We start from the raw sequence: 19,565 nt of genomic DNA on the forward strand, positions 1-19,565 counted from the left end.
GGAATTTTTATTTAATTAAAAAATAATTCATTTGAATTTTACAGACTTAAACTTAATAGATCCTATTGCGAAAGCAATTCAGGAACAAGGATATACCAACCCTACTCCCATCCAGGAAAGATCGATTCCTGAAATTTTAAACGGTAGAGATTTTTTGGGATGCGCACAGACAGGAACAGGAAAGACAGCCGCTTTTTCTATTCCCATTTTACAAAATTTGGCAAAGAAAGATTTACGAAATAATAAAAATATCAAAGCGCTAATTCTAACTCCTACAAGAGAATTGGCTATCCAGATTGAAGAAAACATCAAAGCATATGGAAAATATCTTCCATTAAAACATCTGGTAATTTTCGGAGGGGTAAAGCAGGGAAATCAGGAAGCAGCTTTGAGAAAAGGTGTTGATATTTTGGTGGCAACTCCCGGAAGATTACTGGATTTTATAGCTCAGGGAATTATCAGTTTAAAAAATATTGAAATTTTTGTATTGGATGAGGCCGACAGAATGCTGGATATGGGATTTGTACATGACGTAAAAAGAGTTATTAAACTCCTGCCTCCCAAAAAACAGACGTTATTTTTCTCTGCAACAATGCCTGCAGAAATCCAAAAACTGGCAGATTCTATTCTTAATAATCCTGTAAAAGTAGAAGTTACTCCGGTTTCTTCCACAGCAGAGACTATTAAACAATCAGTATATTTTGTGGAAAAAGAAGACAAACTGGATCTTTTAACTCATATTTTAAAGAACGATATTTCTGATTCGGTACTGGTTTTTGCCAGAACAAAACATGGTGCAGATAAAATTGCGAGAAAGCTTCAAAAAGATAATATTACTACAGAAGCTATCCATGGAAACAAATCTCAAAATGCCCGTCAGAATGCTTTAACCAATTTCAAATCCGGAAAAACCAGAGTATTGGTTGCTACCGATATTGCTGCGAGAGGAATTGATATTGACGAACTGAAATACGTAGTCAATTTCGAACTTTCCGACGTGTCTGAGACCTATGTTCACAGAATCGGAAGAACAGGAAGAGCAGGCGCAGAAGGGACTTCTATCTCTTTTGTAGATGGTTTGGATTTATTAAACTTAAAGAATACCGAGAAACTGATTGGAATGAAAATCCCAATTGTGAAAGACCATCCGTTCCATACCGATAATTTGGTAGCTCAGAAGAGAGATTCTAATAATAAACCTGCTGCAGCAGGAGGTGGAAGACCACAATCGTCTGGTAATTCTTCAAGACCTAAAAAGAAACCGGCCTCTCCTACTGCTTCAGTAGGATTTAAAAAGCCTAAGAATAAAAATTTCACCAGAAAGAAATAAAAAAAGCCTTCCGATTTGGAAGGCTTTTTTATGTATATATTAAATCTCTGTTTCAATTTTTGCTTTCCTATCCAAAAGAAAACAAGAGCTGACAATACAAAATGGTAATGCAGCCGCTAAATAGGTAATATTAAAAAAATTATAACTACTTCCTCGGATTCCCTGCTCAATAAGATGTGCGGACATTAAACAGAAAATGACAATAGTCGATAAATAAAAAACCTGTTGAATATTCTTTATATACAAAGAAAAAATTATTGTCAAAATAAGGAAAAACAATACCACAATAGTATTCGACTGACCTTGCATCTGCAATGGATTATACTGTAATATATAATCAAAATTTTCAGCCGGTAAAAGAACAGATAGTAATAAAGTACCTACAATTATTAAAAAAGCTAAAGAAAATTTAATCTTACTTTCCCAATTTGTATTCAGAAAAGATTGAAATAAAAATAATATTAAAGGAATAACGACAACACTTCTTGTAAGGCATATTATACCTAATATTACTCCTAATAAAATAGGTTCTTTAAAATAATTCCCTTCAAACTTCCTATGCCAAAACATGATAAAAGCAGAAGTAATAATAAATGAAGAAATAAAATCACTTTTACAAACAGCTTCATAAATAAATGATAAAGAAGCTCCTAAAAGCAAAATTCCAAAAAAACGGATATTATTATTTTTGAATTCTTTAATAACTGCAAAACTGAACAAAACCAAACTTGCTGCCTGTATATATCCAACATTTCCTAAAAACCGGAATAGAACTAATAAAAGAAGTTGCCCAGGTAAATACGAAGGAATATTCCCCATGAAGTTTTTAGTAGCATAAATATATTTCCCATGCAACCAATAATCTAAGGAATACTCTATTGTCTGCCATCTATCAATCTTTAACTGATAAGGATCTTTAACCAAATGTGATAATACCACATAAAAAATCCCATTGAAAAGTACAAATAAGTAAATAGTCTGTTTAGTTATTTTGAACCTTTTAATAAAGAAATTATAGCCTTCAAAAATCAGAAAATGAAAAACACAAAACAATACTATTAGAATTAAAACAGGAACTTTATCCTGTCTTATTCCATATTTAATTAAAAATAAAGCATTAATAATAAAATATATAAAGAACATTATATACTTCATCCCTTTTTCCTTTTCAAAAAAATCAAATACTTTATTAATCATTCATTTTCTATTTATTGAATAAATTTAAAGCATTCTCAGTCGTAATCCTGTCGATCTCAGAAAAATCTACTTTATAAATATCCACTAATTTTCCGGCAACCAGATCAAGATATGAACTTTCATTTCTTTTTCCGCGGTGCGGAACCGGCGCTAAGTACGGAGAATCTGTTTCCAGAACGATCTTATTTAAAGGAATCTCATGTAAAAACTGATCGATCTTGCCATTTTTAAACGTTACAACTCCACCAATTCCCAAAATAAAGTTGAGATCAATCGCATGTTTTGCCTGCTCTAAATTCCCTGAGAAACAATGGAAAATCCCTCTTAATTTTGGATGCTTTTTTCTTTCCAGCACCTCAAAAGTCTCCTCAAAACTTTCTCTGGTATGAATTACAATCGGCAGATCCATTTCAATCGCCCAGTCAATTTGCTGTTCAAAAGCTTTTACCTGAATATCTAAAGTGGTCTTGTCCCAATATAAGTCGATCCCGATCTCTCCGATTGCAGGAAAAGTTCTTTGGTCAAGATAGTTTTTTACGATTTCCAGTTCCTTTTCCCAAGATTCCGGTTTTACGTAGCAAGGATGCAATCCCATCATGGAAAAAATCTGGTTGGGATATTCCGCTTCCAGCTGAAGCATTTTTCCATGCGATTCAGAATCGATGGCAGGAAGATAAAATTCCGTAATTCCTTTATCTATTGCCCTCTGAATGGCTTCTTTTCTGTCTTCCTCAAATTCTTCTGCGTATAAATGGGTATGTGTATCAATCATTGTCTTTACTATTTTAATAGATCTTCATAAGGATTTTCAAGTCCCATCAACATTCCGAAAGCGGGTTCCGTTTTGATTCCTTTTTTTTTTAATTCTATTATTTTCTGTTTAAATTCTTCTCCTTTTTCCTGTAATATTCTGTATTCAGCGATCATGTGACGGTAAGCATTCTGCTCAGTGACGGGTTTGTTCTGTCCGAAAATTTCGATAGGAAATTCTTCTAATTCAAAATTACAAACTAATGATTCCTCATTATTTATATCTAATTTTTCAATCCTTAAATTAAAGTTTTTAAAACTTTGAATTAAAAATCTCTCAAACTCAGCCTTATCCTCAACCTCACAAATAATATCCAGATCACTTTCTTCAATATCAATTCCAATAGGAATTGTTCCGGCTAAAAGCGGTGAATAATTACTTAATTTTTCGAATATTTTATATTTTAAAAGAACTTCATAAGCTCTTTTTTGTCTATCATTTCCTACTTTCAAATAATTGATGGTGGTAAAATCAATCATTGGAAAAGATTTGATGTTTTACTTTTTGTCTTTGGATTTCGATCCTTTGATTTAATTTTTCTTTAAACTCAATATATTTCGGATCTTTCTCATCATCTGTTCTGTGCTCCAAAGCTCTATGAATTTTAAAATTCTCTTTAATAAAATCTTTAGTCATTTCAGAAAAATAAGCGCCTCCAAACTTGTCAAAAATATAATTCACTGCCTGATTGTTGGGATGAATCATATCTTCTTTATAGAAACGGTAATCGCGAAGATCATCCATTAAAATTTCATAAACAGGAAGGTAATGACAGTGTTCAAATTGTAAAATGACCTCATGAATCGCTGTAATTAATTTTGATTTACTTAACTGATTTTCCACCATTCCGTCTTTTGTATGACGAACAGGCGAAACCGTAAATAAAATCTGAACATCATCTTTACAGATATCATTTAAATTTAAAATGGTATTGTAGATAGAATCTGTAAGTTCCTGATGAGTAAGCAATCTTTTTTCAAAGAATTTCTGCGGAATTTTATGGCAATTTGCCACCAGTTTTTGCTTCGGAATAAATTCATAGATAAATGAAGTTCCGTACGTAATAATAATCCAGTTGGAATTCTGAAGAAAAGAATTTCCTTCTTCGATTTTGCTATTGATTTTATTCAGCGTCTGATGAATGTATCTCGTATCAAAATTGGTATGATGATCCAGAGAAATAAATTCGTCGTTAAAGGTGATTAATTCCTCTTCTTCATAAAATCCGGCATCATGTAGTCTTTTGATCGCGTTATTGATCGAAAAAGGGTTAAAAATGGTTCCAAACGGATTATTGATAGTCTGTAACTGACCCTGATGAAACAGATCTGACATTTCAGAAGCAAAACAGGAGCCTATTGAAAATATTTTATCTTCAACTTCAATTTTCTTCTTCGATTCTTTGATATCAACTTCCGTCCTGAATTTCATTGCATAGGTATGAGGATGCAACTTTCAGGTTGCAGGCAAAACTACTACCTGCAACCTAAAATCTACCATCTTTTTAGCTTTCTCTTCTCAATAAATAATTTGCCAGTTCTGCAAAAGGCTTTTTCTTTTCTTCCGGAATATTGATTTTCTCAAGGTAGCTTTGACCGATTTCATTGTGTTTCTCGATCAAACGAAGGGCTTTTTCATCCACTTTTGTTCTTCTGAAAATCTTTTCTACTCCGTATACTTTATCAACATTATCTGTCTTTTTAGAATACCAGTAATCCAGCTCTTTTCTTTCTTCTTCTGTTGCGTGTTCTCTCGCCATCAGATAAAGAACTGTCTTTTTATTTTCATAAATATCTCCTGCGTGCTTTTTACCAAACTGCGCCTGATCTCCGAATACATCCAAATAATCATCCATAATCTGGAAGGCAATCCCGATATGTTTTCCGAAGTTGAAAATAGCTTTGGCATCTTTAAAATTCGCTTTGGCAATCAAGGCTCCGATTTCAAATGAAGAAGCACTTAAAACTCCTGTTTTATAAGTAATCATTCTGATATAATCATCAAAAGTCACATTTTCCTGAGTTTCAAAATTGATGTCATATTGCTGACCTTCACATAAAAGCAAACCTGTATGGGTAAAAATTCTGATACACGCTTTGAAGATTTCCGGCTCAAGATCTTCGAAGAATTTATAAGCCTTTAACATTAATCCATCTCCGGAAAGAATTCCTGTATTAATCCCGTGCAACGTATGAATAGTCGGTTTATTTCTTCTTAAAGGAGCTTCATCCATAATATCGTCATGGATCAACGTGAAATTATGGAAAAATTCGATCGCCAAAGCAGGTTTTATTGCTTCTTTCAGGTCACCTCCAAATAAATCACACGCCATTAAAACCATGATCGGACGAAGACGTTTTCCACCATGTGAAATAATGTAATTCATCGGGTCATATAATTCTGCAGGCTTATCTTTGAAAGTGTATTTTTGAATAGCATCAGCAACAATCTGTTGGTATCTGTCTAAAAATTCCATAAATTCTAATAATTTGAACAAAAATACGATTTTCTAAGGCTTTACAAAACAAAAAACTTTGCCCAAATGAGCAAAGTTTAATTATATTTTAAATTTTCAATTAAGATAAAAAGGTTACCAAAAGATAAGTAATTCCTGCTACGATTGCAGAGATTGGAATGGTTAAAACCCAAGCCCAAAGTAAGCTTACCGTAATTCCCCATCTTACAGCAGAAATTCTTTTCGTCAATCCTACCCCAATGATAGAACCTGTAATGGTGTGTGTTGTAGAAACAGGAATACCAAAATGATCTGTAATGAATAATGTGATCGCACCTGCAGTTTCAGCACTCACACCTTCTAATGAAGTTACTTTTGTAATTTTAGTACCCATTGTTTTGATGATCTTCCAGCCACCGCTCATTGTTCCCAATGCAATAGCCAAGAAAGAAATCAAAGGAACCCAAAGATAGTGTTCTGAGAAAAATTTGAAACGATCTGCACTTGCAATGTTTAAATATACTGGATCGTGGATCATTTCAACATGATAGTAAATCAATGCAGCACCAATAATACCCATTACTTTTTGCGCATCATTCAAACCGTGTCCCAAACTGAAAAAAGCTGAAGAGAATAATTGCAACTTTTTAAAAGTTTGATCAGCTTTATGAGGATTTGATTTTTTGAATATATGAACAATAATTAAAGTAATAATGATCGAAATAACCATTCCAATAATCGGAGCCATGAAAATGAACAGGAAAATAGGAATTACTTTATCAAATTTCACTACACTTTGATGAGTCACCTGATTAAATGCTTCTTTAACAGTTCCAAAAAATCCTAAATCCGGTTGTGCCGCAGCAACAGAGTGGTAATCCATCATGAAAGCATGCATTAAAGCCGCTCCAAGAAAACCGCCGATTAAGGTATGGGAAGAAGAGGAAGGAATACCAAACCACCATGTTAACAAGTTCCAGGCGATTGCCGCAACAAGACCTGAAAAGATAACTTCAAGGGTGATAAAGTTTTCGCTAACCGTTTTGGCAATCGTATTACCAATCTTAAAATCTTTAATAATATAGGCAGCAATAAAGAAGGCTGCAAAATTCCAAAGTGCTGCCCAAAGTACAGCCTGGAAGGGAGTTAAAACTTTTGTAGAAACAATAGTCGCAATTGAATTGGCCGCATCATGAAAACCATTGATGTAATCGAAGATTAAAGCCAACGCAATAATAACTATAAGTAAAATCGGAAATTCCATTGTTTAATTATAATTATTAATTAAGCGTATTTAATCATGATGTTCTCAATTGTATTGGCAACATCTTCTGCTTTGTCAGTTACTATTTCAAGATAATTAAGTACAGATGAAACTTTGATAATATTGATCGCATCGTTTGTTTCGAACAATTCTACCATAGAATTTGATAACAAATCGTCTGCAATGTTTTCAATAGAGTTTACTTTGATACAAGCTTCTTTTACCTGTTCCATGTTTTTGAAACCTTTAAGGTTTTTCATCGCATTCTGAATTTCAAGACATGCTTTGTGGATCAGTAAAGAAAAATCTGAATACGCCTTCATCTCAGGCGACTTGTAAAGGAAAATATATTTTGTAGAAGCGTAGATGTAATCTGCGATATCATCTAATCCTGTCGCTAATGTATGAATATCTTCTCTGTCGAATGGAGTAATGAAGTTTTTCCCCAATTCTATGAAGATCTCGTGAGTAAGCTCATCATTTTTATGTTCATAATCGCTCATCTTTTTCAACATAGAATCGTCATTAAGATCGAAGTCTTTGATTCCGTGGTTGAATTCCTCAGACATTGCTACAAGGTTTTCTGTTACTTTTTCGAAAAGCACAAAGAAGATTTTATCTTTTGGTTGAAAAGCGTGGAAAATATTACCAATTCCCATTTTTAAGTTTTTATAATTCGTGTGCAAATTTCTTAAAAAACCACCTTACCCAAAAGCATATGACGTTAAGTTTTGTTAACATTGAATTAACATACAGTTATCAAATAAAAAAACCGGCTTTACAGCCGGTTTTCATATTGTTTTAGATGATTAGTTAGCCTCTTCAGCTCTCATATCTTTACCTCTAAATTTCATGCTCGAAATATTACTCAAAAGATCTCCTTTGAACGATTTTTCAACTTCAAAGAAAGAGAATTTCTCTAAAATTTCAATATCTCCGATTTCAGCTCTTTTTTTGCTTTTTCCGTTCGATGTTGCTTTGTTGATAATATCCAACACGTCCAATTTCTTCAATTGATCTTTTTTACCCAAATTGAAGAAGAATCTTACCATGTTTTCATCTTTTCTTCTTGGTTTTCCTCCGCGTTCACCACGATCTCTGCTTCTGTCGCTTCTTTCTCCTCTCTCACCTCTGTCGCGATCTCTTCCTCTGTCTCTGTCACGGTCTCTTCTGGATCCTCTGTCATCATCTCTGCTGTTTAGCTTCTGCTCAACAAGATCATGTCTGTCTTTGTAATAAAGAGCAAGATCCTTCAATTGGAACTGAAGTAGCTTGTGAACCAATTCTTCTTTTGTGAATGCTGACAAATCAGGGATTAAAGCATCATCAAATTCAAAGAAATCTTCGTGTACTTCAAAAAGACTTTCAAACACACCACCAACCTGAGCTTTGATCACTTCTTCTCCCGTAGGAATTTTAGCTTCAGCAATCTCAATTTTGGTAACTGATTTTATTTGTTTTAGTTTTCTGCTTTCTTCAGGCTTAATTAAAGTAATTGAAACCCCATCTTTTCCTGCTCTACCTGTTCTACCACTTCTGTGAACGAATACTTCAGGATCATCAGGTAAAGAGTAATGAATAACGTGCGTCAGTGAATTTACATCCAAACCTCTGGCTGCAACGTCTGTTGCTACCAAAATATCGATATTTTTCAATCTGAACTTCTTCATTACCGTATCTCTCTGTGCCTGAGAAAGATCCCCATGAAGCGCATCAGCAGCATACCCGTTCTGCATCAAGAAATCGGCAACTTCCTGAGTTTCCATTCTTGTTCTACAGAAGATAATTGAATACTGATTCGGGTTTGAATCAATTAATCTTTTAAGAGCTTCTTTTTTCTGACGGTAACCTGCTACATAGTATTCATGCTTGATGTTCTTCTTAACTTCGTTAATAGAACCAACAGAAATTCTGTGAGGTTTTGTCAAATAATTTTTAGAAATTCTCTCTACTTCTTTACTCATCGTTGCCGAGAATAAGAAAGTTTGTTTTGTTTCAGGAGTTTCGCTCAAAATTGTTTCCAATTCGTCTTTGAAACCCATTGAAAGCATTTCATCGGCTTCGTCTAAAACCAACCAATGAATAGCAGAAAAGTCAAGAGCTTTTCTGTTAATTAAATCGATCACCCTTCCCGGAGTTCCCACGATAATCTGTGGCTTATCCTTCAAAGATCTGATCTGTTCCATAATACTACTTCCACCATAAACCGCAGTTGTTTTGATGTCTTTCATATACTTAGAATAATTCTTTATGTCTTTTGTAATCTGAAGACATAATTCTCGTGTCGGACAAAGCACCAAAAATTGGATTTTGCGACTCGTATCGTCAATCATATCCAAAATCGGAAGCGAAAATGCTGCTGTTTTGCCTGTCCCCGTCTGCGCAAGTGCGATCAAGTCGCGAATATCTGAAAGAATAAAAGGGATAGTCTGTTTTTGGATTTCTGTCGGGCTTTCGTAGCCCAGTTCGCCAATAGCCTTAAGAATGTCAGGACTTAAATTGGTTTCCGTAAATAAATTCATTAAATATTTTAAAATTTTTGCAAAGATACAATAAATATTTGATTTGTTTTTGAACAAAGTGTTAAATAAGTAAACTTAAATTCAGAATCTTATAACATTTTTTTAATTTTTAAAAAATTTCCCGCAAAAAAACACAGTCTGTGTTAAAAACCTGTTAAACATCATTTTTTTTTATTAAATTCGAATTGATTTTTCTGTGTAATCTATGAATTTTCAAAAAAAATAAGCTATGAAATGCAAATTTTTCTTTTTGATCCTTCTCCTCAAAACGCTCGGAATATTCGCACAAACTAATAACTATCCGCCTAGCTGGACGCTTGAAAGCTGCATTGAATATGCAAAAGAGAACAATATTTCTATTAATTCTTTAAGGCTCTCAAAAAATTCAGCAGCCCAGGATCTTCTTCAGGCCAAAGAAGCAAAATATCCTAATCTAAACGGAAGTCTTTCTCAGGGTTTGTTTGCTGTGAATGGAAGTGACGGGCTTCATGTGAACGGCGCACAATCCCAAAGCATCGGTGCCAATTCATCTATGACTTTATACCATGCAGGTTATATTAGAAATAACGAATCTTCAAAAAATCTGCTGGTTCAAATGGCCGATCTGTCGGTACAGGAAGCACAGAATAATATTACGTTGAGCATTACTCAGGCTTATCTCAATATTTTAATGACTGAAGAAAATATTGTTGCTCTTGAAGAAATATTAACGACAACAAAAACCCAACTCAAGCAGGGAGACCAGTTTTATAAAGCGGGAAATATCTCCAAATTAAATTATTTACAGATACAGGCGCAGGTTGCTCAGGATGAATACAATTTAATTGCTGCTCAAAATAGTTTAAGAACCAATATTGTCAATCTCAAACAGATTTTACAACTTCCTACTGCTTATGATTTTCAAATTGTAAAACCCGAAAACATTGTTGTTGATGAAAATTTAAAATCTTTATCCGAAGCTCAGGATCTGGCTCAAAATCAACGTCCGGAAGTAAAATACGGAGAATTGAATATTGAAAACTCCAACACCAATCTGAAAATAGCTCAAGCTTCTATTCTGCCAACTTTAAGTGTTACAGGAAATATTTCAACCAATTATTCTTACAACAATGGGAATTATTTTAACCAGTTGGGAAATAATTTCTATTTGCCTGTCGGATTAAGTTTAGGAATCCCGATTTACAACAACAGAATTTACAAAACAGCGGTTGAAAAATCAAAAATTGAAATCCAGCAGGCTAATCTGGATTTATTAAATACAAAAACAGTCCTCAATCAACAGGTTGAACAATCTTATATCAATCTTCAAAATTCAATTTCCCAATACGAATCTGCTTCCAAACAGATGAACCTCAACAAACAAAGCTACGACATCGTAAATGCCCAAATGAAAATCGGAAGCATTGATTATGTACAGCTTCAACAGCAACGACTGACTTACATTCAATCTATACAGAATTATCTGCAGGTGAAATATTCCGCTGTTCTTAATAAACAGATCTACGAATTCTATGCAGGAAACCCTATAAATATCAAATAAACTATGAAAGCAAAAAGTAAAAAATGGCTGTATTGGATCGCCGGAGGTATTATTGTTTTGGGTGCGGTTTGGTATTTTTTCATCAGAGAAGAAGAAGTAAAAATTAAGCTCGAAACAGTGCAGCCGGAAATGGGCGAAATATCAAACTCCATCACCGCAACCGGGAAAGTACAACCGGTTGATACCGTTGCTGTGGGTACGCAGGTTTCGGGGATTATTAAAAGTATTTATGTAGATTTTAATTCTACCGTGAAGAAGGGACAGCTTCTGGCAACATTAGATCCCGATCTTTTAAAATATCAAACGGAACAGATCAACGCCAACCTGCAAAATTCAAAAAGCAATCTGGCTTATAATGAGATCAACTTCAACCGACAATCTCAATTATACAAAGTCGGGGCGATAAGTAAGGCAGACTATGATGTAGCACAAAATCAGCTCAATATAGCAAGAGCACAGGTAAATTCAGTGAACGCGCAACTTTCTACCGCTAATAAAAATTTATCATTAACGAATATTTACTCTCCCATAGACGGAACTGTCTTAAACAGAAATGTAAGCGAAGGACAAACTGTCGCCTCCAGCTTCAGCACTCCTACCCTTTTCAGTATTGCTAAGGACTTAACTAAAATGCAAATCCGGGCATCTGTGGACGAAGCTGATATAGGAAATGTAAAGGTCGGGCAAAAAACAACCTTTACCGTGGATGCTTTCCCCAATGAAACCTTTAACGGAAGCGTTTCGGAGGTACGACTTCAACCGACCGTCTCATCGAATGTTGTGAATTACACCACGATGATCAATGCAGATAATTCCAGTTTAAAATTAAAACCAGGAATGACCGCCAATATTACCATTTATACTGAGGTATTGGATAATATCATGAAAATTCCGGCTTCAGCAACCAGTTTCAGACCAGACAGTCTGGTGGTAAAAAAATATAAGATCGACTCTCCTTTTGCCAATGGAAAAAAGGGTAAAAAAGGAAGAAAAGGAAGCGGGCAAACCAATGAACAATCTGGTAGTAAAAGCAGTGACGAAGCCGCAGTTTGGGTCATTGGAAAAGACAGTGTGATCACCCGAAAAAAAATAAAAACAGGAATGGACAATGATACGGAAATACAGGTAATTTCCGGCTTAAATAAAAGTGACAATATCATTACCGGATACAAAAGCTTATCTAAAAAATCTTCGGGAGGTTCTGCAAAAAGTCCTTTCATGCCTCAGAGACGAAATACAGGAAATAAGGGTGGCGGATCCGGAGGTGGCGGTCCTAGATAACAGAATCTTGATTTTGACACTATCCAAAAAAAGCACAAAACCAATAATTATCAATTAACAACAAACCACCATGGCTGACAAAATTCTCGAAATACATGATCTGAAAAGAGAGTTCAGGATGGGTGATGAAATCGTTCACGCCTTAAAGGGAGTCACATTTACTGTAGAAAAGGGTGAATTTGTGACCATCATGGGAAGCAGCGGTTCAGGAAAATCGACTTTACTGAACATTATTGGCTGCCTTGATAAACCTTCGGGCGGAGATTATCTTCTGGATGGGATCAACATTAAAAACCTGGATCGTGATGAACTGGCACTTTTAAGAAATAAAAAGATAGGATTTGTTTTTCAGTCCTATAATCTTTTACCAAGAACCACTGCTAAAGAAAACGTAGAGCTCCCTCTTTTATATAATCCAAAAATTTCATCAGAAGAAAGGCATGAAAGATCTTTAAAAGCACTGGCAGCCGTAAAACTGGAAAGCAGAATTGATCATTTGCCCAATCAGATGTCTGGAGGGCAACAACAGAGAGTCGCCATTGCAAGAGCTTTAGTCAACGAACCTGTCATGATCTTAGCGGACGAAGCAACCGGAAACTTAGATACCAGAACTTCCTACGAAATCATGGCTTTGATGCAGGATTTAAATAAACAGGGAAGCACGATCGTGTTTGTAACCCATGAACCGGACATAGCAACGTTCAGCAGCAGAACGGTCACTTTAAGAGATGGAAAAGTCATTAAAGACATTAAGAATGAAGATATAAAGTCTGCTAAAGAAGCCTTAGAAAATCTTCCTACCAATGATGATTATAAATAATTGTTAATCCAAAACCTGAAACGAAATGAATCTTTCAAATCTCTTCAGAATCGCCTGGAAAGCCCTTTTAAGAAACAAACTCCGTGCATTTCTTACCATGCTCGGAATCATTATTGGGGTTGCCTCCGTGATTGCCATGACTGCCATTGGAGAAGGTTCCAAAAAAAGTATTAGCGATCAGCTTTCGTCTATGGGCTCAAATATGATTACGATCCGCCCGTCGAGCAATGTAAATGTTTCCGGAGGAGCCAGAATCGGAGCTACAGGTTTACAAACGTTGAAAACTCAGGATGCAGATGCTATCGCCAAAGGCGCACCCGATGTTTCTTACGTCTCTCCTGCTGTTCAGACCAACGGACAGGCCATAAGCGGTGCGAATAACTGGCCGACACAGCTTCAGGGGGTGAATGAAGATTATTTCGATATCAGAGACTGGGGAATTTCAGAAGGTTCATTATTTACTCAAAAAGACGTCAACTCTTCCAATAAAGTCTGTTTGCTCGGACAGACTGTAGTAACCAATTTATATCCCAATGGTGAAGACCCAATTGGAACCATTATCCGTTTTAATAAAGTTCCGATGAAGGTGATTGGTATTTTGGCATCAAAAGGCTCAAATGCTTTCGGACAGGATCAGGATGATGTGATTATTGCTCCTTTCAATACGGTTCAGAGACGATTTTTAGGAATTACTTATGTGCAGACCATCTATGCTTCTTCAACCAGCGAAGACACTTCTGAACAGGCCACGGATCAGGTTTCCGAAATTTTAAGAAAACAGCATAAACTTCCTGAAGATGGGAGCAATGACGATTTCTCCGTGAGAACTCAGGCAGAACTGATTTCTACCATGAGCTCAACAAGCCAGCTTTTAACAGTTCTTTTATCGGCCATTGCAGGGATTTCCCTGATTGTAGGCGGAATCGGAATTATGAATATCATGTACGTTTCCGTTACGGAAAGAACCAAAGAAATCGGACTGAGAATGTCGATCGGGGCAAGAGGAAAAGACATTTTATATCAGTTTTTAATTGAAGCCATTATGATCAGTATTACGGGAGGAATCCTCGGTGTTCTGCTGGGAATTCTAGCTTCAGAATTGGTTACGTTTTTTCTTTCCTGGCCTACTTTTATTACGGAATCTTCGATCATTGTTTCTTTTATTGTCTGTGCTATTACCGGAGTGTTTTTTGGATATTATCCCGCTTTAAAAGCCTCAAAACTTGACCCGATTGAAGCATTGAGATATGAATAGTTTTTTCTAATTTTGAATGAAAAGCAAATCGCACCCATTGTATTTAAACACTCAGCTTTACACTATAAACGCTCAACTTACTTTTTATGACAACACTCTCTCCCGAAGTTTTCGGATTTTTAAAGAAACTCAACAAAAATAATAACCGCGAATGGTTTACAGAAAATAAAAACCTGTACACAGAATCTCAACAGAATGTGATCGCATTTTTGGAAGATTTGCTTAAGGAAATGTCTGAGTTTGACGAGGAATTAGCAAAAATTGATGCAAAAAAATCTTTATTCAGAATTTACCGTGATACAAGATTCTCCAAAGATAAAATTCCATACAAAACCAACTTCGGCGCTTCTTTAGGAATGGGAAAAGGAAGCCAGAAAGGAGGCTATTATCTTCATCTGGAACCCGGAAAATCCTTTATCGCCGGAGGAATTTATATGCCGGAATCTGCAGTTTTAAAAGAACTCCGAAAAGAAATTTCACTGTACGGAAATGAATTTCTTGCCATTCTGAACCACAAAGAGTTTAAAAAGCATTTCCCGGAACTGGACCAAGACGACAAACTGAAAAAAATTCCGCAAGGTTTTGAAAAAGAGGACCCGATGGCAGAATTTTTAAAATTAAAAAATTTCATCGTGGTCTATTACCTGAAAGATGAAGAAATTCTGAATAAAGATGCCACAAAAAACTTAGCTAAAGTTTTCAGATTGATGAAACCTTTAAATGATTTTCTGAACGCTCCTTTTTTATAAAATTCCACGGAACGCAAAAACCAAATTAAACCCTGAAAATCAATTCAATACATTTTGATATTTTTAACAGGAATTTAACATTTTTGTGTATCTTTGCATCCCGTCTAAATCTACACCAATGTCTTTATATCAAAGGATTGCAGAAAATCTTCAATATATCAGTCCAAGTTTTTACAAAAGAAGATACTTTAAAAGCTTATACAAGCTTACCAAAGAAAATTTTTCTACACGCAATGTAGAGCCTGAATTGGTTTGGATCAAAGAATATCTTAAAGACAATTCGGTGATTTTTGACATCGGAGCCAACGTGGGAACATTTCTGTATCAACTGGAAGACAAACTGAAGTCTCAGAATATTTATGGTTTTGAACCTAATAAAAAACTGAACAACAGATTAAAAAGACTGTTTCCATCGATGCGCATTCACTCGGTAGCACTTTCTGACGAAAATACAACGGCAGAATTTAAAGTTCCTATCATCAACGGGAAAATGATTGCTTCTCGTGGAACGCTAAACACTTCCTATAAAGAAAAAGGTGAAGAAAAAAGCTACACCGAAAAAGTAGAAGTTGTAAAATTAGATGACTGGGCGAAAAAGCAGGCCATCACTAAACTAGACTTCATCAAAATAGATGTTGAGGGCAATGAGATGAAAACCCTGAACGGAGCTAAGGAAACCATTCAAAAATTCCAGCCTACCTTGATGGTGGAAATGGAACAAAGACATCATGACACTCCTATCTGGAACGAAATTGCTGAGGTAGCTTCATGGGGATTTGATGTAAAATATCTGAACAGAAACAACTTTAAGTTGGAGGAACTGACTGAAGAGGTTTTACTGAAAAACAGCGCCAACGAAAAAAACAAGACCGAATATATCAACAACATTATTTTCACCCCTAAAACCCAATAAAAAAACCTATGAGTTTAGTAGCAAGACAGGGCTTCAAATATTCCATCATTGGGTATATTGGTTTTTTACTGGGGACGGTTTCGGCACTTTTTATTTTTCCAAACGATTTTGAATTTTACGGAAAGCTGCGTTACAGCATGCAGACTGCAGAAATGCTTGTTCCTTTTGTTGTTTTCGGAATTTCTTATGCCAATGTGAAGTTTTTTCATTCTCTGCAAAAAGACGGAAAAACCCAGAATATGCTTTCCCTGTCATTGGTGAGCATTCTTATCAATTTCCTCATCTTTACCATTGTATTTTTTGCCCTGCCCTATTTTTATCCAAAATTTGCGCATTCGGAAGCATGGAAAATCAAGGAAATTATTCTACCCTTAATTTTAGTTTTATCGCTTTGTGCGATTTTCAATAAATATGTCTCCAACTTTAAAAGAATCGTAGTTTCCAATATTTTTGATAATCTTTTTCCAAAGATTGCCAATCTGGGAGCTTTTTGTCTTTTCTTTTATTTTTCATTTTCCCAGAAAATTGCGCTGGCATTTTTCTTCGGGATATTTGCACTCATGCTTTTCGGGTATATTTATTACACCAATAAGCTTCAGAAGATCAACTTTGATCTCAGCACCGATTATTTCAAAAAAGATGATTTCTGGAAAGAATTTCTCAATTACAGTTTCTTTGGGTTCCTAGGAACTTTCGGAAACTATCTTGCGATTAACAGTTTTATGATCGGAGAATTCATGGGAATGGAAGAAAACGGAATTTATTCTGTTCTCTATGCTTTGATTTCCCTGATCTCGATTCCGCAGCTTGGATTATTCAATATTTCAGCACCTATCATCAGTCAGCATCTTGCGGATGGTGATATGGAAGGACTCGACAGATTCCACAAAAAAACTTCTCTTACTTTATATTTTTTAGGAGCTGTCCTGTTTTCATGCATCATGGTAGGTTTTCCTTATCTTACCCAATTCATGCCTAAAAATGGTGTTATGCTGAGACTTTATGAACCGGTGATCTGGATCTGGGGTTCTGCCGTTTTAGTCGATTTAGCAACAGGATTCAACGGGAATATCATTTCTCTTTCTAAATATTACCGTTTTAATATCCTTGTAATGCTTTTATTGGCAGGCTTAACGATTGGTCTGAATTTTTATTTCATCAAAAATACAGAGCTTAAACTTGTAGGAATTGCTTTATCGACTGCGATTTCTTTAACGACCTACAATGTGGTGAAAATCGTTTTCAACTATATTGTTTTCAAGGTTTCGCCTTTAACGATAGAAATGATCTTTGTTTCCATCATCTGCACTTTGGCAATTACGGTAGCGATTGTTTTGCCTAATTTCAATAACAACTTTATCAATTTGGTTTATAAACCGTCAGTAGTTTTGATATTGATTTTTATCGGAAATTATTTCACAAAAGTTTTCCCACTCGAGGATTATCTGAACAAAAAATTTATCAAAAGTATTTTTAAGTTTAAATAGAAATTAAACTCATTAACGTATTCTCAAGATTCTCCTGAACGGATTTCCTGTTATACTTTTTCTGAAAGTCGTACGAAGTGTTTTTAAGCATTTTAAACTGCTCAATGATATTTTCTTCTTCAGGAATAATAAAGTCTGATTTTGAAGGATAATTACGTGGAAAAACAGCCCATTTTCCAAATTTGATAGCATCACCCAAATTCCCGGTCATTTTTGTTGTTCCATAGATTTCTTTATGGCTGAAAAATTCGGTCTCCGGCTGAATCGGACACCATAAAACGTCGGCTTTCTGCATCCATTTTTCAAAATCCTCAGCAGAAACTCTTTCCTGAAAATACTGAATAGTAACATATTCCAGAGATCGCTCCAGATCTGTGATTTCTTTTAGTTCTGATCCTTTTGCTTTTCCTAAAAAAACAAATTCAATTAATTTTTCTGAAACATTTCCTTCTTTGAAGCTCTTCTCTATTTCTTTTATCTTCAAAAAGACTCTTTTGTAATCTCTTCTCTTTTGGGAAACTCCTCCCGGAATTACGACAACCAACCTTTGATGCGGCTGCTTTTCAAATTCTTTGGTACAAAAAAGGGGTAAAAACCTGTATTTTTCAGAGTAGAATGCTTCATCCAATACCAACAGTGTTTTTGCTTTTTTATAGGTTGCAGAAGCATTAAAAAGACCTTCTTTCCACCATAATTTCAACCTGTAAATAACATCTTCTTTGAAAATATTCCTAAACAGATTAAATTTTGAAAGCGTCGTAAAATTGATATTATGAACAATAAAAGCAGTGTTATATTTTTCAGCGATCGACTGAAAGGTATTAAAATACCGATGAACAGTCCCTACAATGATCAGATCGTATTTTTTTACTTTCAGCTGCTCAATAATCATCGAACTGTCTGAAAGAAAAACGTTTTCCTTACCCGTTTGAATCTGCTTTTTTATCTTTTCGGAAAAATAATAATCTACCGCCAAGTTTTCAGAACCCTGCATCAGTTCAAGGAAATTCTGTGCAATTTCAGCATGGGTATCGATTTCTATGTAAGCGATCTTTTTCAAATTTTCAACCATTTCTTTTTTAAGGCATTCCAACGCTGCTCGTTAATTGCTTTTTGTTCGTCTTTTGAAATTTTAAGTTCCAATTGTTGGGAACGGCAACTTTCATAAGCTTTAATGATCTGTAAGAAAAATGACAATGATTTAATCTTCATCGCTTCTTTTGACGAGGCGATATATGCCAGAAACCTGTTCAATCCTAAGAAATAAAAGTATCTCCCGTAGTAATCTGCCGGTTTAATGGTATAATCACTTCCTTTTACTTTTAATAATTTCACTTGCAATTCCGGCAAAACCACTTCTTTCCAGCCTAAATTTTCAAGTAAAATAGCATCAATATTATCCCATCCCAAAGTTTCTCTTATTCCTCCCATCGCATCAAAACATTCTTTTCTGTATGCTTTCATCGGTCCGCGAACATGGCCTTTATTTGAATTGCCTTCATATACCCATTCTCCGTTTTTCTCCACATAGAGTAATCCTCCTACCAAACCATATTTCGGATTGTTTTGAAAGGCTTCGTTGATGGTTTGAAGATAATTTTCAGGAAGAATTATATCTGCATCGAATTTACAGATCACCTCAAATTCTTCTGGTTTTTGCGTATTTAAGCCATTTTTAAAAGCTGCAACTACTTTTGAACCGGGTTGATGTGCCGATTTTTGAAGATTGATGGTCTGGAAACGTGAATCCGCTTCTGTAAAACGTCTGATCACTTCAGGAGTGCTGTCAGTAGAGCCATCATTAACGATTACTGTGGTAAAGTCTCTGAAACTTTGCTGCTGTAAAGATTCTAAGGTAAATGACAGATGCGCTTCTTCGTTATGCGCAGGAATGATGATTAAAAACTTCAAGAGATTTTTTTATACATGATGGATGATAAG

Annotated in this window: 18 protein-coding genes; 8 read left to right on the plus strand and 10 right to left on the minus strand. The window is 35.2% G+C overall.

Annotated elements, in window-relative coordinates; translation table 11 throughout:
* Nucleotides 1-31 precede the first annotated feature (31 nt).
* Nucleotides 32-1,330, plus strand: a complete 1,299-nt coding sequence (locus JI747_RS14605) for a DEAD/DEAH box helicase (protein WP_225689634.1) — start codon at nt 32-34, stop codon at nt 1,328-1,330.
* Between the two features lie 39 nt (nt 1,331-1,369).
* On the opposite strand, the gene JI747_RS14610 is transcribed toward JI747_RS14605, so the two are convergent.
* The 8 genes from JI747_RS14610 to JI747_RS14645 all read right to left on the minus strand — a co-directional run bounded on the left by JI747_RS14610 (nt 1,370) and on the right by JI747_RS14645 (nt 9,579).
* Nucleotides 1,370-2,527 (minus strand): hypothetical protein, encoded by a 1,158-nt coding sequence (locus JI747_RS14610; RefSeq protein ID WP_225689635.1) that lies wholly within the window; start codon nt 2,525-2,527, stop codon nt 1,370-1,372.
* Between the two features lie 7 nt (nt 2,528-2,534).
* Entirely contained in the window at nt 2,535-3,299 is a 765-nt protein-coding gene (locus tag JI747_RS14615) for a TatD family hydrolase (protein ID WP_225689636.1), read from the minus strand.
* An 8-nt stretch (nt 3,300-3,307) separates the two neighbouring features.
* Nucleotides 3,308-3,817, minus strand: coding sequence for a DUF4269 domain-containing protein (locus JI747_RS14620; protein ID WP_225689637.1), 510 nt, complete (start codon nt 3,815-3,817; stop codon nt 3,308-3,310).
* Nucleotides 3,810-4,769 carry a GSCFA domain-containing protein gene (locus JI747_RS14625; protein WP_225689638.1) on the minus strand — a complete coding sequence of 320 codons (960 nt, stop codon included), beginning with the start codon at nt 4,767-4,769 and terminating at the stop codon, nt 3,810-3,812. Before JI747_RS14625 ends, JI747_RS14620 begins: the two co-directional genes overlap by 8 nt.
* Nucleotides 4,770-4,842: 73 nt before the next feature.
* A complete protein-coding gene (locus JI747_RS14630; protein WP_225689639.1) occupies nt 4,843-5,814 on the minus strand; it encodes a polyprenyl synthetase family protein in 972 nt (323 codons plus the stop codon).
* A 100-nt stretch (nt 5,815-5,914) separates the two neighbouring features.
* A complete protein-coding gene (locus tag JI747_RS14635) occupies nt 5,915-7,057 on the minus strand; it encodes an inorganic phosphate transporter (protein WP_225689640.1) in 1,143 nt (380 codons plus the stop codon).
* A gap of 20 nt (nt 7,058-7,077) precedes the next feature.
* On the minus strand, nt 7,078-7,716 hold the full coding sequence (locus tag JI747_RS14640) for a DUF47 domain-containing protein (protein ID WP_089753431.1): 639 nt from the start codon (nt 7,714-7,716) through the stop codon (nt 7,078-7,080).
* Nucleotides 7,717-7,866: 150 nt separating this feature from the next.
* Nucleotides 7,867-9,579, minus strand: coding sequence for a DEAD/DEAH box helicase (locus tag JI747_RS14645; protein WP_225689641.1), 1,713 nt, complete (start codon nt 9,577-9,579; stop codon nt 7,867-7,869).
* Nucleotides 9,580-9,808: 229 nt separating this feature from the next.
* Here JI747_RS14645 and JI747_RS14650 point away from each other — a divergent pair, with 229 nt between their 5' ends.
* The 7 genes from JI747_RS14650 (at nt 9,809) to JI747_RS14680 (ending at nt 17,624) form a co-directional block, all read left to right on the plus strand.
* Nucleotides 9,809-11,119 carry a TolC family protein gene (locus JI747_RS14650; protein WP_225689642.1) on the plus strand — a complete coding sequence of 437 codons (1,311 nt, stop codon included), beginning with the start codon at nt 9,809-9,811 and terminating at the stop codon, nt 11,117-11,119.
* Between the two features lie 3 nt (nt 11,120-11,122).
* Nucleotides 11,123-12,400, plus strand: coding sequence for an efflux RND transporter periplasmic adaptor subunit (locus JI747_RS14655; protein ID WP_225689643.1), 1,278 nt, complete (start codon nt 11,123-11,125; stop codon nt 12,398-12,400).
* A gap of 70 nt (nt 12,401-12,470) precedes the next feature.
* Nucleotides 12,471-13,220 carry an ABC transporter ATP-binding protein gene (locus tag JI747_RS14660; RefSeq protein WP_225689644.1) on the plus strand — a complete coding sequence of 250 codons (750 nt, stop codon included), beginning with the start codon at nt 12,471-12,473 and terminating at the stop codon, nt 13,218-13,220.
* Between the two features lie 25 nt (nt 13,221-13,245).
* Nucleotides 13,246-14,475 carry an ABC transporter permease gene (locus JI747_RS14665; RefSeq protein WP_225689645.1) on the plus strand — a complete coding sequence of 410 codons (1,230 nt, stop codon included), beginning with the start codon at nt 13,246-13,248 and terminating at the stop codon, nt 14,473-14,475.
* An 86-nt stretch (nt 14,476-14,561) separates the two neighbouring features.
* Nucleotides 14,562-15,224 (plus strand): DUF2461 domain-containing protein, encoded by a 663-nt coding sequence (locus JI747_RS14670; RefSeq protein ID WP_225689646.1) that lies wholly within the window; start codon nt 14,562-14,564, stop codon nt 15,222-15,224.
* Between the two features lie 118 nt (nt 15,225-15,342).
* On the plus strand, nt 15,343-16,137 hold the full coding sequence (locus JI747_RS14675) for an FkbM family methyltransferase (protein ID WP_225689647.1): 795 nt from the start codon (nt 15,343-15,345) through the stop codon (nt 16,135-16,137).
* Between the two features lie 8 nt (nt 16,138-16,145).
* Nucleotides 16,146-17,624: a lipopolysaccharide biosynthesis protein gene (locus tag JI747_RS14680; RefSeq protein ID WP_225689648.1), complete on the plus strand. Its 1,479-nt coding sequence runs from the start codon at nt 16,146-16,148 to the stop codon at nt 17,622-17,624.
* Here JI747_RS14680 and JI747_RS14685 read toward each other — a convergent pair.
* Nucleotides 17,617-18,696, minus strand: coding sequence for a hypothetical protein (locus JI747_RS14685; RefSeq protein ID WP_225689649.1), 1,080 nt, complete (start codon nt 18,694-18,696; stop codon nt 17,617-17,619). The genes JI747_RS14680 and JI747_RS14685 overlap by 8 nt on opposite strands.
* Nucleotides 18,681-19,535, minus strand: coding sequence for a glycosyltransferase (locus tag JI747_RS14690; protein ID WP_225689650.1), 855 nt, complete (start codon nt 19,533-19,535; stop codon nt 18,681-18,683). Before JI747_RS14690 ends, JI747_RS14685 begins: the two co-directional genes overlap by 16 nt.
* Between the last annotated feature and the right edge of the window lie 30 nt (nt 19,536-19,565).

It is taken from the genome of Chryseobacterium tagetis (assembly GCF_016735585.2).
GTDB classification, from domain to species: Bacteria; Bacteroidota; Bacteroidia; order Flavobacteriales; family Weeksellaceae; genus Chryseobacterium; species Chryseobacterium tagetis.

Coding starts and splice junctions, on each gene's coding strand:
- JI747_RS14610 (WP_225689635.1), bottom strand. CDS start 2,527: ATGATTAATAAAGTATTTGATTTTTTTGAAAAGGAAAAAGGGATGAAG.
- JI747_RS14615 (WP_225689636.1), bottom strand. CDS start 3,299: ATGATTGATACACATACCCATTTATACGCAGAAGAATTTGAGGAAGAC.
- JI747_RS14620 (WP_225689637.1), bottom strand. CDS start 3,817: ATGATTGATTTTACCACCATCAATTATTTGAAAGTAGGAAATGATAGA.
- JI747_RS14625 (WP_225689638.1), bottom strand. CDS start 4,769: ATGAAATTCAGGACGGAAGTTGATATCAAAGAATCGAAGAAGAAAATT.
- JI747_RS14630 (WP_225689639.1), bottom strand. CDS start 5,814: ATGGAATTTTTAGACAGATACCAACAGATTGTTGCTGATGCTATTCAA.
- JI747_RS14635 (WP_225689640.1), bottom strand. CDS start 7,057: ATGGAATTTCCGATTTTACTTATAGTTATTATTGCGTTGGCTTTAATC.
- JI747_RS14640 (WP_089753431.1), bottom strand. CDS start 7,716: ATGGGAATTGGTAATATTTTCCACGCTTTTCAACCAAAAGATAAAATC.
- JI747_RS14645 (WP_225689641.1), bottom strand. CDS start 9,579: ATGAATTTATTTACGGAAACCAATTTAAGTCCTGACATTCTTAAGGCT.
- JI747_RS14650 (WP_225689642.1), top strand. CDS start 9,809: ATGAAATGCAAATTTTTCTTTTTGATCCTTCTCCTCAAAACGCTCGGA.
- JI747_RS14655 (WP_225689643.1), top strand. CDS start 11,123: ATGAAAGCAAAAAGTAAAAAATGGCTGTATTGGATCGCCGGAGGTATT.
- JI747_RS14660 (WP_225689644.1), top strand. CDS start 12,471: ATGGCTGACAAAATTCTCGAAATACATGATCTGAAAAGAGAGTTCAGG.
- JI747_RS14665 (WP_225689645.1), top strand. CDS start 13,246: ATGAATCTTTCAAATCTCTTCAGAATCGCCTGGAAAGCCCTTTTAAGA.
- JI747_RS14670 (WP_225689646.1), top strand. CDS start 14,562: ATGACAACACTCTCTCCCGAAGTTTTCGGATTTTTAAAGAAACTCAAC.
- JI747_RS14675 (WP_225689647.1), top strand. CDS start 15,343: ATGTCTTTATATCAAAGGATTGCAGAAAATCTTCAATATATCAGTCCA.
- JI747_RS14680 (WP_225689648.1), top strand. CDS start 16,146: ATGAGTTTAGTAGCAAGACAGGGCTTCAAATATTCCATCATTGGGTAT.
- JI747_RS14685 (WP_225689649.1), bottom strand. CDS start 18,696: ATGGTTGAAAATTTGAAAAAGATCGCTTACATAGAAATCGATACCCAT.